The organism is Rarobacter faecitabidus, assembly GCF_006716265.1.
Lineage (GTDB): Bacteria > Actinomycetota > Actinomycetes > Actinomycetales > Cellulomonadaceae > Rarobacter > Rarobacter faecitabidus.
This window is the reverse complement of the sequence record NZ_VFOS01000001.1, coordinates 232,872-247,006: the sequence shown is the minus strand read 5'-3', so window position 1 is coordinate 247,006 and position 14,135 is coordinate 232,872. Positions and strand designations below refer to the sequence as shown.

The window sequence follows — 14,135 nt, the reverse complement described above, 5'->3', positions numbered from 1 at the left end:
CGGCCTCTTCGTGAAATGCGGGGTCAAGACGTGATGCGATCGGCGTCAAAGTAGGCGCCCGCGAGGTAGTCGTCGAGCGCCTTCTGGGGCACGCGAAATGACTTGCCGACGCGCACCGCGGGAAGTTCACCGGAGTGCACCAGCCGATACACGGTCATCTTGGACACGCGCATCTGCTCGGCAACCTCAGCAACCGTGAGGAACTGGGTCGCGGGCGAGTCGGACGGCATCGATGTAACTCCTGATGTGACGAATGGTGCTCGAGGGACGCACATTCACTACGGCCAATGGTAAAGCCTTATCGACCAGGGCACGAAACACCCGGTTACAGGTCATAGGTAACATCGACGCCCAGCGCACCAAGCCCCGCGCGGCGTGCGGCCCGAATCGCCTGATCCACTGGACTGCCGGGGTCGAACCGGCCGGTCCACGCGTCGTACTCCGCGAGGCCGTCCTGCGCGCCCATCCGCCGTGGGAGCGAACGCTTGCCGAGTTCGCGGGCCCGCCGGCGCCACGCGCCAGGCACCGGATCCGCGAGCGCTATCGGGTGGTGCGCCGCGATGGCTGCGACGTGCGTCCACACCATCGGGACGACCCAGGAGACCTCGTACCCTCCCCCGCCCAGGGCCAGCCAGCGCCCCCCGCAGAATTCGTGCGCAAGACGGTGGACCACCTCGGCCGCTTCCCGCATCGCCCCAACGCTCAGCAGCAGGTCGCTCATCGCATCGAGTCGGTGGCCGTCCGCGCCGTGCTGCGACACGATGACGTCCGGGCCGAATTCCGCTATCGCGTCCGGCACAATCGCATCGATCGCGCGTAGCCATCCGCTTGAATCGGTGCCCGCCAGCAAGGGCACGTTGACGGCGCTGCCCGGGGCCGACACGCCTCCCGTTTCCGTCACGACCCCGGAGTGCGGATAGATGCCCGCCTGATGAATCGAGACGGTGAGCACCCGCGGATCGTCCCAGAACGCGGCCTGCACGCCGTCCCCGTGGTGGGCGTCGAAGTCGATGTACGCGATCCGGCGCGCACCGCGTTCCAGCAACGCCGCGATCGCAACCGCCGCATCGTTGTAGATGCAGAATCCGGCTGCGGCATCGCGATGGGCGTGATGCAGTCCACCGGCCATGTTCACCCCGTGGACGAGTTTCCCGTCCCATATGGCCCGGGCGAGTTCGACCGAGCCTCCGACGACGCGCGCCGCCGCCCGGTCGATGCCCGGCACGAGCGGAATGTCCTGCGTCCCGAGGCCGCGCGCCGCGTCCGCTTGGCCTCGCCCGGCGGCCTCGACCGCGGCAACGTAGGCCGGGGTATGGACGAGTTCTACGTCGCGCCGCTTCGCAGCAACGGCCGGAATGACATCCACATCAAGCAGGTCGAAGATGCCGCAGTCGTAGGTCAGGCGCATCGCCAGGTCGAGCCGGATGGGGTTCATGGGGTGACCGGGCCCGAATTGGTAGTCCAGCAGCGCGTCGTCCCAGGCGACACCGGCGCGTGCGGCCATGGACCCCTCCTCATCGGCATTGACGGGCACCCCGTCAGCCTACCCAACCGGGCAGCGGGCCAATCGGGCGGACTTCACTCGACCAGCGAAGGGCGACGTGACATGATCCATGATGGTCCTGGGAAGCAAGAAAAGGAGGGCGGATGACACTGCGAGATCGTTTCGCGCCGAGCGCGGTGCGCGACCTCATCGATCGCATCGCCCGCCAATCTCCCGCACGCCTGGCCATATTCGCCTTCGCCGGCGTCATCGGATTCTTCACGCTCCTGCTGATGCTGCCGCAGGCGACCGCCTCGGGGCACAGCGCCCCCGGAGTGACTGCGTTGTTCACGGCGACCTCGGCGGTCTCGGTCACCGGCCTCACCGTCGTGCCCACCGGCATCTACTGGTCGACGTTCGGCCACGTCGTCCTGCTGATAGGCATCAAGGTTGGCGGATTCGGCGTGATGACCCTCGCCTCGATCCTCGGCCTGGCAGTATCCCGCCGGATCGGCCTGACCCAGAAACTCATCACGGCATCGGAGACCAAGACGACGCGCCTCGGGGAGGTCGGCTCGCTGATCCGTGTGGTTATCGTCACCTCCACCACATTGGAGATCGCGCTCGCCCTGCTGCTGACACCGCGCTTCATTGCCCTGCGCGAGAACGTGGGCGAGGCACTGTGGCACTCGCTGTTTTACGCGGTCAGCGCCTTCAACAACGCGGGTTTCGTTCCCACGGCGGACGGCCTGACCGCCCACCAGAGCGACTGGCTGCTGCTCCTGCCCATCATCATCGGCGTATTCATCGGTTCACTGGGCTTTCCCGTGATCCTGAACGTCCTGCGCACGCTCCGACACACGCGCAAGCGTCGCTGGAGCCACTTCTCCCTGCACACCAAGCTCACGCTCGTAACCTCCAGCCTCCTGCTGCTGATCGGCAGCACACTGTTCCTGCTGACCGAATGGTCCAACCCGGCAACGATCGGCGGGCTGTCGGGGCCGGGCAAGCTGCTTGAGGGACTCATGATGGGCGTGATGCCACGCTCGGGCGGCCTCGCGACGTTCGATGTCTCGCAATCCCACGAGACCACCTGGCTTATCACGGATGCGCTTATGTTCGTGGGTGGCGGCTCCGCATCCACCGCTGGCGGCATCAAGGTGACGACCCTCGCTGTGATCATTCTCGCCATCTTCGCCGAGGCGCGCGGAGATCGGGACGTGGAGGCGTACGGGCGCCGGATCCCGCCGGAGACGCTGCGGCTCGCGGTCGCGGTCGTGTTCATCGGCGCCACGACCATCCTCATCACGTCGCTGGTGCTGCTACAGATCTCCGGCTCGACGCTCGACCGCGTGCTGTTCGAGTCGATTTCGGCGTTCGGCACGGTGGGACTGAGCACCGGCCTGAGCGCCGAGCTTCCCCCAGCGGGCCAATACGTTCTCGCCGCACTAATGTTCGTCGGCAGAACAGGAACCATGACGGTCGCCGCCGCGCTCGCGATTCGCGAGCGGCGGCGCGTCATCCGCCTCCCAGAAGAAAGGCCGATCATTGGCTGACCTACATTCGTCGTTCAGGACGGCCGACCAGCCGCGGCGTTCCAAGCGTGGCGGAGTACTCGTCATCGGGCTCGGGCGCTTCGGCTCCGCCATCGCCACCACGCTGGACCGGCTCGGCCAGGAGGTGCTCGTCATCGAACGGAACCCCGCCCTCATCCAGCTCTACGCCGACCGCATCCCCACGGTGGAGGCAGACGCCACGAGCCCCGAAGCCCTGGAACAGATCGGCGTGCGAGACTTTCCGGTCGTCGTCGTGGGCATCGGATCGTCGCTGGAAGCGTCCGTTCTCGTCACCGGGAACCTCGTCGACATGGGCACCGCGCAGATCTGGGCCAAGGCCGTGTCCGCCGAGCACGGGCGTATTCTCCAGCGCATCGGTGCCCATCACGTGGTCTTTCCGGAGGCGGACGCGGGAGCGCGCGTCGCCCACCTGGTCTCGGGGAAGCTCCTGGACTACATCGAGGTGGAGGATGGCTTCACGATCGTGAAGATGCGCCCGCCCAAGGAGACCCAGGGCTTCACCATCGAGCAGTCCAAAGTCCGCACCAAGTACGGCGTGACGATCATCGGGGTGAAATCACCCGGCGAGGACTTTGTCTACGCGACACCGCAGACGCGCATTTCGGCCTCCGACCTGCTGATCGTTTCGGGCCACTCCGAACTGCTGGACCGATTCGCGGCCAGGCCGTAGCGGCACAAACCAGCCGAGGATCGTCGGGGCCGGCGGGCGTGACGGGCGGCGACGCAAGATCGAGCGGGCGACGCAAGATCGAGCGGGCAGAGTGAGGAACCGTCGAAACTGACCGAGCGAGCAAGCCGGACGGTGACCGCGAAGGATAAGCCCTCGTCAGAGCCCGTAGCCGTCGTAGAAGCGCTGGAGCTGGTCCCCGGGGCCGGTGAGCGCGATGACCGTCGAGCCGTTGGTCCATACGAGGCCCGCAGGCGTCGCATCGCCGGGCAGTCCCGCCAATGGCGCCCACAGGTTTCCCACCACCGCGTCGCCAGCCCTGACGTCGCTCAGTGCCGTGTCCGTTCCCACGGTCTCGGCGGTGACGACCTTCGCCGCCTCGGCTGCCTCGTCGGCATCGCCCCATTGGCCGATCGTGACGGAGAGGGTAACTTCCGCACCGTCGATCGTGGCGGTGTACGTAGCATCGTACGCTTCGATCGCGTCGCGGTCGTCCACCCAGGCGGCGTTGTCAGCGAGGGCCGTCAACGTGAACTGATTGCCCGTCGCGGGGATGGCCTGGAAGAGTTCGCTGCCCGTGCCGCGTTCGAATGGCGTCCCCGCCGGTGTCGGCGCATCTGCCGTGACAGTGACCGTCGGCGCGGGCGCGGGCGCGCCGCTTCTCGACGAGACGATCGCGATGACGACCCCGGCGATGACGAGCAGTGCACCGCCCCCGATGAGTGCCCACACCCACCACGCGAAGCGCTTCTTGCCGTCCTGATCCTCGCTGGCGTCCTCGGGCGCTTCGGACTCCGCAGCGTCGGAATCGTCCTCGGCGTTTCCGTCGGCGTCGCCGCCGAGGATGACGTCGGCGAGGTGCTCGGCGGGCTCGTCCGCCAGCGCGCCTGCGGGTGCGACGGGAGCCGTCGCGGCGCCCTCAATGGGGCCCGTGTGGGATGCGTCGGATGCGGGAGTGGCTTGGGTTCCAGAGCCGAGTTGGTCATCCGCTGGCTGCCCGCCTGACCGGCCGCCATCGCTGCCGCCACGCACGGGCGGAAAGACTGGTCCGTCACTCATCCGTTGCCACTTCCTCACATCGCTTTCCTCGCGGGCGGCCGATAGCCACGCCGCGCCTAGGGCGACGATACCCAACCGGGACTCCAAATTAGGGACGATTCGCGGCGCGCGCCACGAAATCGATCCGGCTCGCTGATGCACGGCCCCGGCGGCGGCAACGTCCCTGTCCCAGGGTGCGGCTAGGTTAGTCGCATGGCGACCAACACCCGAAAGTCATCCGCCAGGCAGGCGCGCCCGGAATTCACTTGCACCGAGTGCGGCTGGCGCACCGCAAAATGGGTGGGTCGCTGCGGCGAATGCCAGCAGTGGGGCACGGTGGTGGAGGCTGCGGCGAGTTCCGGCCCCCGCACGACCGCGGTGGCGCCCGGCAAGGTCGTCGCCCTGCCCATCACCGAGGTAGAGGCCGACGCGACGACAGCCGGGCCCACCGGGGTGAGCGAGTTCGACCGCGTGCTCGGCGGCGGTCTCGTCGCGGGAGCCGTCGTGCTGTTGGCCGGCGAACCGGGGATCGGCAAGTCCACGCTCCTGCTGGACGTCGCGGGGCACTACGGCCGGGAAGACCGGACTGTTCTCTACGTGACGGCCGAGGAATCGGCCGCGCAGGTGCGCATGCGCGCCGAGCGCATCGGGGCGATGAACCCCGGCGTGCTCCTGGTATCCGAAACCGACCTCGGTGCAGTGCTGGGGCACATCGAGCAGGCGTCACCGGGACTGCTGATCGTGGACTCCGTCCAGACGATCGCGTCCAGCGAGGTCGATGGCCTGGCCGGTGGCGTCAGCCAGGTCAAAGAGGTCGCGTCGGCCATCATCGCCGCGGCCAAGGCGCGCGGGCTGCCCGTGCTTCTCGTGGGGCATGTCACCAAGGACGGCACGCTTGCCGGCCCGCGCACCCTTGAGCACTTGGTGGATGTCGTATGCCAGTTCGAGGGTGACCGGCACACTCCGCTGCGGCTGGTGCGTGCCGTCAAGAATCGGTACGGGGCGACCGACGAGGTCGGGTGCTTCGAACTCACCGACGGCGGGATCAGCTCGCTCGTGGACCCCTCGAAACTCTTCCTCTCACGCGATGCGGGAACCGTGGCAGGAACGTGCGTCACAGTCACTCTCGAGGGCAAGCGGCCCCTGACCACTGAAATTCAGGCCCTGGTCACGGACGCGGTGGCGAGCAATCCGCGGCGCACGACCTCGGGCATCGACTCGCCGCGGGTCGCGATGATTCTCGCCGTTCTCGAGCGACACGTCCGCCAGGGCATGAATCGTAGCGCCGATGTGTACGTCTCAACGGTGGGCGGCGCACGCGCCAACGAACCCGCCTGCGACCTGGCGATTGCGCTGGCGCTGATGTCCTCGGCTCGGGATCGCCCGCTTCGCCGCTCGCTCGTAGCTTTCGGAGAGGTCGGCCTGTCGGGCGACCTGCGACCGGTCGCAGGCTTGCAGCGCAGGCTCACGGAGGCCTACCGGCTCGGATTCAACCGGGCGATCGTCCCGGCCGGATCCGCGGACCAGGTGTCCGTGCCCATGAACGTCATCGAGGCCGACACGCTCGCCCAAGCGGAGAATCTCGCCATTTCGTAACTAGACTCATCGATGTGGCAAACACACTCGATCATCACGACGAACTCCTCTTCACCACGCTGGCTGCTGTGGCACCCGGTACGGAGTTGCGTGATGGGCTCGAACGCATCCTGCGCGGGCGAACCGGCGCGCTTATCGTGCTGGGCATGGACGATGTCGTCGCGGAGATCTCCTCCGGCGGATTCGTGCTCGACGTCCCGTTCTCGGCGACCAGGCTGCGCGAACTGTGCAAGATGGACGGCGCCGTCGTGGTCGACCCGGTATCCAACCGGATCGTGCGGGCCGCCGTGCAGATGCTTCCCGATCCAAACATCGAGACATCGGAATCCGGCACCAGGCACCGCACCGCGGAGCGCGTTGCCAAGCAAACCGGCCTGCCGGTCATCTCCGTGAGTCAGTCGATGCGGATCGTCGCCCTCTACGTCGGCCACTCCCGCCACGTGCTGGAGGACACCGACACGATCCTCGCGCGGGCGAACCAGGCCCTCGCGACGCTCGAACGCTACCGCGCCCGGCTCGACGAGGTCGCCGGGACGCTCTCCGCGCTGGAGATCGAGGACCTGGTCACGTCCCGCGACGTTTGCGCCGTGGTTCAGCGCCTGGAGATGGTGCGCCGCATCTCCGACGAGATCGGCGGCTATGTTGTAGAACTCGGGGCCGATGGCCGCCTCCTCGCGCTCCAGTTGGACGAGCTCATCTCCGGCGTCTCAACCGACCGCGAGGCCGTGATCCGCGACTACGTTGAGCTCGCCGCCCGGGACCGCAGCGTCGATTCCGTTCTGTCGGAACTGGACTCGCTCGACTCGGCGCAACTCCTCGACCTGGCCGCGATCGGCAAGGTACTGGAGATGCCCGGCGGGGGCGAGGCACTCGATGCCGCCGTGGCACCGCACGGCTACCGCCTACTGAATCGCATCCCCCGCCTGCCACCGATCATCATCGACCGGCTGGTCGGTCACTTCGGCGGCCTGCAGAAGCTCCTGGCCGCCTCCGTCGATGAACTGATGACGGTCGACGGCGTTGGCGAACAGCGCGCCCGCGCCGTGCGGGAGGGGCTCTCCCGTCTAGCCGAGTCCTCGATCCTCGAACGGTACGTGTAGTCCGCGAGCCGCCCATCGGATCAGCGATCCGGTCGGGCCACCCCCGCATAGGCCCTCGCCCCCCGTCGGTTCGCGGCACCATATTGCCGTTCGGGGTATGAAATACATGCCGGTGAACGGCAATATCATGCCCCGAAGCGGCGCGCGGAACTCGTGAGGATCCCCCGGAGCCTACTCGTCGAGGCTGACGCCGACGAGGACCGGCTCGGCCTCCAACCGAATACCGAATCTCTGCTGCACACCGGATCGCACCTCACGCGCCAGCGCAATCACGTCACTGGCGCTCGCCGAGCCGCGATTCGTCACCGCGAGCGTGTGCTTGGTCGACAGCCGCGCGGGACTGTCCTCGCCCGCGATCCCATACCCCTTCGGATATCCTGCGTGTTCGATAAGCCAGGCCGCCGATGTCTTCACGACGTCCTCGCGCACCGCCCCCAGGCTGGGCCCTGTGGTGAACTGCGGCAGCGGCGAGCGGACCGGATACCGTGGAGCGCCGTCCGGGAGGTCGGCCGCGAGCTCGACCGGAATGATCGGATTGGTGAAGAACGATCCGGCGCTCCAGCGGTCGTAGTCCGGTCGAGTCGGGTCATCGAGCAGCATCCCCTTGCCGCCGCGCAACGCCAATACGGCCTCGCGCACAGCGGAGTTCGGAACGCGGGAACCCACTTCGACGCCGAGCGTGCGGGCAAGTTCCCCGTAGGCGATGGGAGCGCTCAAGGACGCCAAACGCACCTGGAAGCTCACGGACAGCACGACGTAGGCGGGGCTCGGATACCAGGGTGCGCCCGGAAGTTCCGTCGCCGCAGACATCGAGGCCTTCAGCATCGACGAGCGGTAGCCGAACCCGAGCCTGCTGGCGGCGAAGGTTCTGACGGCGCCCGCCACGCGATCCCAGACGCGCACGTTCGCGACCGCACCGGCGACCTCTTGGCCGTAGGCGCCGATGTTCTGCACGGGAGCGGCCCCGACGGTTCCGGGGATGCCGGACAGCGCTTCGAAACCGACCCAGTCGTTCTCAATGGCCTCCAGGACCAGCGCGTCCCACGAGTGCCCGGCCACGACGTCGAACGACACACCGCCGCATGCGTCCTGGCTCTGCGGGCTCACCCCGGAGCGAACGTCCCGCACGACGACGCCGGCGAAGCCCTCGTCCGAGACGACCAGGTTGGAACCGCCACCTAGCACCAGCAACGGCACCCCGGCGTCATCGCATTCGCGGATGGTCTCGATGAATTCAGCTTCGGTGGAAACCTCGCGATAATCGTCGGCGGGGCCGCCGACGCGCAGGGTGGTAAGTTCATCGAATGCTGGCATGAACTCGACTCTAGTCGAGCTTGACCACAGCCTGCGCCTTGGTCAGGACCCTGGCGCCGTCGAGCGTCACGCCCAGGTCGAAGCGCACCGATTCGTCCGTGAGCGCGCCCACGGTGGCGGTCACGGTAAGGGTCACATCGCCGACGGCAGGCACCGGAACCGGACGTGTGAAGCGCGTCTGGTAGTCGATGATCGCGGCGGGGTCGCCCAGCCAGTCCTCAAGGACGGCGACGGCAGCGCCCATGGTCAGCATGCCGTGGGCGATGACGCCGGGCAGCCCGACCTGCTCGGCGATGGCATCGGAAAAGTGGATCGTGTTGAAGTCGCCAGATGCTCCGGCGTACTGCACCAGGCGCTTGCGGTCGAAGACGACTTCACGCTCGGCGACGATCTGGCCGACGGTTAGTTCTGCGGCGTTCATGACGCTGCCCCGTTCGTCTCCGCTGCGCGCACGGCGAGGGTGGAGCGCACGGTCGCGATGCGATCCTGCGGGTCGGCGGCACTAACGATTTCGCAGCGGGTGGACACGAGCGCGAGTCCGGCGCGCTCCTTGATCGAATCCACGTGGAGGATCGTCAGAACCTCGTCGCCGGCCACCAGGGGGCGCGCATAATCGAAGCGCTCGTCCGCGTGCACAACGCGGGAGAAGTCGATTCCCGCCGCGGGGTCCTCGATGAGCTGTGATTCGGCACGCTGCGCGATCACGACGGCGAAGGTCGTCGGCGCAACGACGTCGGCGTAGCCAGCGGCACGCGCGGCAGCCACGTCGTGATGGTGCGCGAGAGTAGCGCCCACGGCGCTGGCGAACTCGCGGATCTTCTCCCGGCCGACCAGATATGGCCCGAAGGGCGCGTATTCGCGCCCTTCGAAGCTGACGTCAACCACTGGGTGAATCAGCGGGTTTCGCGGTGCTGGGTCTTACGGCCGCAGCGGGGGCAGAACTTCGCCAGCTCGAGACGGTCGGGGTCGTTGCGGCGGTTCTTCTTCGTAATGTAGTTGCGCTCCTTGCAGTCCACGCATGCGAGCGTGATCTTGGGGCGAACGTCAGTCGACTTGCTTGCCACGGTACTGCCACCTCTCGCGCCTTGCGGCGCATGATCGTCATCGCGTGTCGCCGGTCGAACACGCTTCATTCAATGCTGGTAGCGGGGGCGGGGCTCGAACCCGCGACCTCACGATTATGAGCCGTGCGCTCTAACCAGCTGAGCTACCCCGCCGCATATCGTGCCGACTCTCGCATGCGCGAGCTGGTGTCGTCACGTGGTTTTGAACAATCGTTCGCGCCTCGCTATTCCGAGGCGGAAGTTGTGCATCACCAGAGCCCCCGATGGGAATCGGACCCATGACCTCAGTCTTACCAAGACTGCGCTCTACCACTGAGCTACGGGGGCAGCGCCGACTACAGTACCGCAACATGCGGCCACGAGTAAATCGGGCATTGCTGCACACCATCACCGAGGCGGCGAAGCCCCAGGCGATAAACGTGCAGTTCCGTGGCGGGTGAGGGATTCGAACCCCCGTAGCATGACGCGGCTGATTTACAGTCAGCTCCCTTTGGCCGCTCGGGCAACCCGCCTCGCCCGTTGCCGGGCGTGATTACTTTACTAGGAGTTGGCCGAGTTGCGAAATCGGTCCGTGATCGCGATTCGCTCCCCCGCGCCCGCCCGCCTAATCTTGAGGTAACTTCACCGCATTTCCAAGGAGACGACCGTGGCAGATTCATCGTTCGACATCGTGAGCAAGGTGGACCGGCAGGAGGTCGACAACGCGCTCAACCAGGCCGCCAAGGAGGTCTCGCAGCGCTACGACTTCAAGAATGTGGGCGCCTCGATCGCATGGAGCGGCGAGAAGATCCTGCTCATCGCCAACTCGGCGGAGCGCGTGCTGGCGATCCTGGACGTGTTCGAGACGAAGCTCATCAAGCGCGGCATCTCGCTGAAGTCGCTGGAGGTCGGCGACCGCGAGCCGAAGCCATCCGGCAAGGAGTACCGCTTCGAGGCGTCGATCAAGGAAGGCCTGAGCTCGGAGGCCGCGAAGAAGATCACCAAGATCATCCGCGACGAGGGGCCCAAGACGGTCAAGACGCAGATCACCGGCGACGAGGTGCGCGTCACCTCGAAGTCCCGCGACGCCCTGCAGGATGTCATCACGCTGTTGAAGGGGTCGGACCTGGACGTTGCGCTCCAGTTCGTGAACTACCGGTAGGCGAACTCGTCCGTCGCCAGGGCGCGTCCGCCGAAGGTGACGAAGCCACCGGACGGTACGGCCAGCGATTGGCCCGCGCGCTCGCGAGAGCCAATTGAACCGCGGATTCGCCTCTGCGGCGACGGGCGTAGCGCGGTTGCGACATCCGGGCCGATGATTCGGTCCGAAACGAGCCCGGAGCGTTGGCAGAAAACCGGGCTACCTCAATCAGGCCGGGGTATCGTCCTCGGTTGCGTCCGGAGCGTTGGCCGCGCTCTCGTCGCTGTCAGGCGCGTCAGCGGCTTCGATGCGTTCCGCCGTCTCGTTGAGTTCCGGCTCGGATCCATTCGTGGACGAGGCCTGCGCCGCCCTGCCCGCGCGCGCGGATTTCAGGACGATCGTCTCCGGCGTACCGTCGGCGCCGTAACCGATGCGCATGGCGTCTGACTCCCAGGCACGGTCACCGGGGACTGCAGACTCGACGGGGAGGTGCCGTCGCCGTTCCATTTCGAGGTTGGCGTTGTGCTGGCCGGGGTTGAAGGCCTCGTCCAGGCCACCGAACATACCCCCACCGCCGCCGGCCCCGTTCTCGTCGGGCTGGGCGAACCACTTGACCGCGAAGACCAAGATGACGATCCCGACGATGCTACCTACGACCCATAGGGCGGCCGTGCCAATCCACTCCATCGTCCTAGCATCCCACGGATGGCCCTGCGAGCCTCAACGGGGCAAGGCTCAGTAGTAGGTGACCGGCCCGCCAGCCATTCGCCGGAGGCGTTCGATGCGCTTGTCCATCGGCGGGTGGGTCGCGAGGAGAGAGCGGACTGTGCCGCCGAACGGATTGGCGATCATCAAGTGGGAGACGTTCTCGAGTTTGGGGGTGTCCGGGAGCGGGGCGCGCCGGGTTCCGCTCTCGAGCTTCTGCAGCGCACTGGCGAGCGCGAGCGGATCACCGGTGAGGGCGGCCCCATCCTCGTCCGCGTCGTACTCGCGCGTGCGCGAGATCGACATCTGGATGATGGCGGACGCGAGCGGTGCGAGCAGGGCGATGAGGATGGCCACGAGCGGGTTAGCGCTGTTGCGGTCGCGGCCGCCGCCGAAGAACAGCAGGAACTGAGCCACCGTGGAGATCACGCCCGCGATCCCCGATGCTACCGAGGCCGTGAGGATGTCGCGGTTGTACACGTGCATGAGTTCGTGGCCCAGCACGCCGCGCAACTCTCGCTCATCGAGTAGTTGCAGGATGCCCTCTGTGCAGCAGACGGCCGCGTTCTGCGGGTTGCGCCCGGTCGCGAATGCGTTGGGCGCCGCGGTTGGTGACACATAGAGTTTCGGCATGGGCTGGTTGGCCGTGGCGCTCAGCTCGCGCACGATGCGGTACATGGCGGGCTGATCCTGCTCGGTCACGGGATAGGCCTGCATGGAGCGGATCGCTATCGACGCCGAGTTCCAGTACCCGAGGGCGGTGCTCACGAGGCCGACGCCGCAGAACAGGATCAGCAGCGAGGAGGACCCATTCCCGACGAGAGCCCAGATGCCCAAGAGCACCGCCCACATGCCGCCGAACAGCAGCGCAGTCTTCAGCCCGTTGTGGTGCCCTCTCGAGATGCCCATCGAAATCCACGTCCCTTCAACCCTCGCGGCAATGCCTGCCTAGTTACGAGAATAGGGACCGCGACTGACAAAAGACTTAGGGCTTCGCTGACAGCGCAACTGTCAGCGAAGCCCTATGAAGTGGGGTCAGGCGCGAACGCCGCGCGCCGCTGAGATCATGCCCTCGCGCGTGGGAACCTTGATCCGCTCGCGGCCCTCGGCCTCTCCGAGCGAGCGCTCGAACGCGTCGAGTTGCAGCCAGTCGTCCCACTTCAGGAACGGCACGCCGCGCTCGGTGAGGAAATCGATGACGGCCTCGGGGGCGGGCTTCGGCGCGGTGGCGAGGCCCGCGACATCCTCGACGAGGTTCGCGATCGTCTCGCTCGCGTCGGACTTGGTCGAGCCGATCAGGCCCACCGGACCGCGCTTGATCCAGCCGGACGTGTACAGGCCGGGAACCTGCGCGCCGGAATCGTCGACGACTCGGCCAGCAACGTTCCGGATCACGCCGCGATCGGAGTCGAACGGCACGCCCGCGATCGGGCTGCCGTAGTACCCGACTGCTCGGTAGACAGCGCCCACCTGCCAGTCGTGATAAATACCGGTGCCACTGACGGTGCCGTCGCCGTTGAGCTTGGTGCGCTCGGTGCGGAGCACGTCAACCTTGCCGTCCCCGTCGGTGTCGAGGATCTCGGCCGGCGCCGACAAGAAGTGCAGGTGCAGCTTGCGGCTCGCGGTCTGCGTTGCCGGGTCGATCACCGCCCAGTCCGTCAGCGTCTTGACGACCTGCTTGGTCTGATTGGAGCCCTGGATGGCCGCCATCGACCCCTCGTCGAACTCGAAGTCCTCGGGATAGACGACCACGTCGACGTCGGGCACGTGGCCCAGTTCGCGCAGTTCGAGCGGCGAGAATTTCGCCTGAGCCGGGCCACGGCGGGCGAAGACGTGGACGTCGGTGACCGGCGAGGCCTTGAGCGCGTGGTAGACGTGGTCCGGGATCTCGGTCGAGTGAAGGTCGTCAGCGTGCTTCGCGAGGATGCGCGCGACGTCAAGAGCCACGTTTCCCGCGCCGATCACGGCGACGTGCTGGGCGCTGAGCGGCCACTCCGGCGAGTAGTCCGGGTGGGCGTCGTACCAGGAGACGAAGTCGGCGGCGCCGTACGACCCGTCCAGGTCGATGCCTGGGATGTTCAGTTCGGCGTCCAGGATGGCGCCAGTGGTGAAGATGACGGCGTCGTAGTATTCCCGCAGCTCGTCGATCGTGACGTCGACGCCAATCTCCACGTTCGAGATCAGGCGGATGTCCCCCCGGTCGAGCACCTTGTGCAGCGCGTTGATGATCTGCTTGATGCGCGGGTGGTCCGGAGCGACGCCGTATCGAACCAGGCCGAACGGGGCCGGTAGCCGCTCGTAGAGGTCGATAGACACCTCGACGTCGGTCTTCGACAGGATGTCGGCGGCGTAGATACCGGCCGGTCCTGCACCAATGACGGCCACTCGCACGGGGTGGTTTGTGGTCACGCTCAGTCCTCAACTCTCTCGGAACGTTCGAACAATCAATTGTCCCACCGGAGCCTGATTTT

The 14,135-nt window shown here is 66.8% G+C and carries 15 protein-coding genes and 3 tRNA genes; 5 read left to right on the top strand and 13 right to left on the bottom strand.

The genetic code is table 11. The features are described 5' to 3' along the window. Window positions 1-23 precede the first annotated feature (23 nt). Complete coding sequence (locus FB461_RS01210) at window positions 24-230, bottom strand: helix-turn-helix domain-containing protein (RefSeq protein ID WP_142118200.1); 207 nt, start codon at window positions 228-230, stop codon at window positions 24-26. A 95-nt stretch (window positions 231-325) separates the two neighbouring features. Then, window positions 326-1,504, bottom strand: a complete 1,179-nt coding sequence (locus tag FB461_RS01205; RefSeq protein ID WP_142118198.1) for an acetoin utilization protein AcuC — start codon at window positions 1,502-1,504, stop codon at window positions 326-328. 143 nt (window positions 1,505-1,647) lie between these two features. Here FB461_RS01205 and FB461_RS01200 point away from each other — a divergent pair, with 143 nt between their 5' ends. Together FB461_RS01200 and FB461_RS01195 are read left to right on the top strand one after the other, a co-directional pair. After that, window positions 1,648-3,039 carry a TrkH family potassium uptake protein gene (locus FB461_RS01200; RefSeq protein WP_142118196.1) on the top strand — a complete coding sequence of 464 codons (1,392 nt, stop codon included), beginning with the start codon at window positions 1,648-1,650 and terminating at the stop codon, window positions 3,037-3,039. Then, window positions 3,032-3,730 (top strand): potassium channel family protein, encoded by a 699-nt coding sequence (locus FB461_RS01195; protein ID WP_142118194.1) that lies wholly within the window; start codon window positions 3,032-3,034, stop codon window positions 3,728-3,730. Before FB461_RS01200 ends, FB461_RS01195 begins: the two co-directional genes overlap by 8 nt. Window positions 3,731-3,886: 156 nt before the next feature. On the opposite strand, the gene FB461_RS01190 is transcribed toward FB461_RS01195, so the two are convergent. Next, window positions 3,887-4,786 carry a hypothetical protein gene (locus tag FB461_RS01190; RefSeq protein WP_142118192.1) on the bottom strand — a complete coding sequence of 300 codons (900 nt, stop codon included), beginning with the start codon at window positions 4,784-4,786 and terminating at the stop codon, window positions 3,887-3,889. A 192-nt stretch (window positions 4,787-4,978) separates the two neighbouring features. On the opposite strand from FB461_RS01190, the gene radA reads away from it, so the two are divergent. Together radA and disA are read left to right on the top strand one after the other, a co-directional pair. Next, entirely contained in the window at window positions 4,979-6,361 is a 1,383-nt protein-coding gene (radA, locus tag FB461_RS01185) for a DNA repair protein RadA (RefSeq protein WP_142118190.1), read from the top strand. A 14-nt stretch (window positions 6,362-6,375) separates the two neighbouring features. Continuing rightward, window positions 6,376-7,461 (top strand): DNA integrity scanning diadenylate cyclase DisA, encoded by a 1,086-nt coding sequence (disA, locus tag FB461_RS01180; protein ID WP_142118188.1) that lies wholly within the window; start codon window positions 6,376-6,378, stop codon window positions 7,459-7,461. Window positions 7,462-7,632: 171 nt separating this feature from the next. Here the strand turns inward: disA and FB461_RS01175 are convergent, their stop codons facing one another. From FB461_RS01175 to FB461_RS01145, 7 genes are all read right to left on the bottom strand, one after another. Further along, window positions 7,633-8,775, bottom strand: a complete 1,143-nt coding sequence (locus FB461_RS01175; RefSeq protein WP_142118185.1) for a UDP-N-acetylmuramate dehydrogenase — start codon at window positions 8,773-8,775, stop codon at window positions 7,633-7,635. A 10-nt stretch (window positions 8,776-8,785) separates the two neighbouring features. Then, window positions 8,786-9,196: a MaoC/PaaZ C-terminal domain-containing protein gene (locus tag FB461_RS01170; protein ID WP_142118183.1), complete on the bottom strand. Its 411-nt coding sequence runs from the start codon at window positions 9,194-9,196 to the stop codon at window positions 8,786-8,788. After that, window positions 9,193-9,660 (bottom strand): FAS1-like dehydratase domain-containing protein, encoded by a 468-nt coding sequence (locus FB461_RS01165; protein WP_142118181.1) that lies wholly within the window; start codon window positions 9,658-9,660, stop codon window positions 9,193-9,195. Before FB461_RS01165 ends, FB461_RS01170 begins: the two co-directional genes overlap by 4 nt. A gap of 8 nt (window positions 9,661-9,668) precedes the next feature. Continuing rightward, window positions 9,669-9,839 (bottom strand): 50S ribosomal protein L33, encoded by a 171-nt coding sequence (rpmG, locus tag FB461_RS01160; RefSeq protein WP_142118179.1) that lies wholly within the window; start codon window positions 9,837-9,839, stop codon window positions 9,669-9,671. Window positions 9,840-9,915: 76 nt separating this feature from the next. Next, window positions 9,916-9,992, bottom strand: a tRNA-Met gene (locus FB461_RS01155). A gap of 102 nt (window positions 9,993-10,094) precedes the next feature. Continuing rightward, window positions 10,095-10,166 (bottom strand) — tRNA-Thr (locus FB461_RS01150). Window positions 10,167-10,269: 103 nt separating this feature from the next. Continuing rightward, a tRNA-Tyr gene (locus FB461_RS01145) sits at window positions 10,270-10,351 on the bottom strand. A gap of 134 nt (window positions 10,352-10,485) precedes the next feature. Here FB461_RS01145 and FB461_RS01140 point away from each other — a divergent pair. Beyond that, the gene (locus FB461_RS01140; protein ID WP_142118177.1) at window positions 10,486-10,980 is read left to right on the top strand and encodes a YajQ family cyclic di-GMP-binding protein; all 495 of its coding nucleotides are present in this window, start codon (window positions 10,486-10,488) and stop codon (window positions 10,978-10,980) included. Between the two features lie 207 nt (window positions 10,981-11,187). On the opposite strand, the gene FB461_RS01135 is transcribed toward FB461_RS01140, so the two are convergent. From FB461_RS01135 to FB461_RS01125, 3 genes are all read right to left on the bottom strand, one after another. Beyond that, a complete protein-coding gene (locus FB461_RS01135; RefSeq protein WP_142118175.1) occupies window positions 11,188-11,646 on the bottom strand; it encodes a hypothetical protein in 459 nt (152 codons plus the stop codon). A 48-nt stretch (window positions 11,647-11,694) separates the two neighbouring features. Beyond that, window positions 11,695-12,573 carry a zinc metalloprotease HtpX gene (gene htpX / locus FB461_RS01130; RefSeq protein WP_142118174.1) on the bottom strand — a complete coding sequence of 293 codons (879 nt, stop codon included), beginning with the start codon at window positions 12,571-12,573 and terminating at the stop codon, window positions 11,695-11,697. Window positions 12,574-12,699: 126 nt separating this feature from the next. Beyond that, a complete protein-coding gene (locus FB461_RS01125; RefSeq protein ID WP_142118172.1) occupies window positions 12,700-14,073 on the bottom strand; it encodes an FAD-dependent oxidoreductase in 1,374 nt (457 codons plus the stop codon). Window positions 14,074-14,135: the final 62 nt, after the last annotated feature.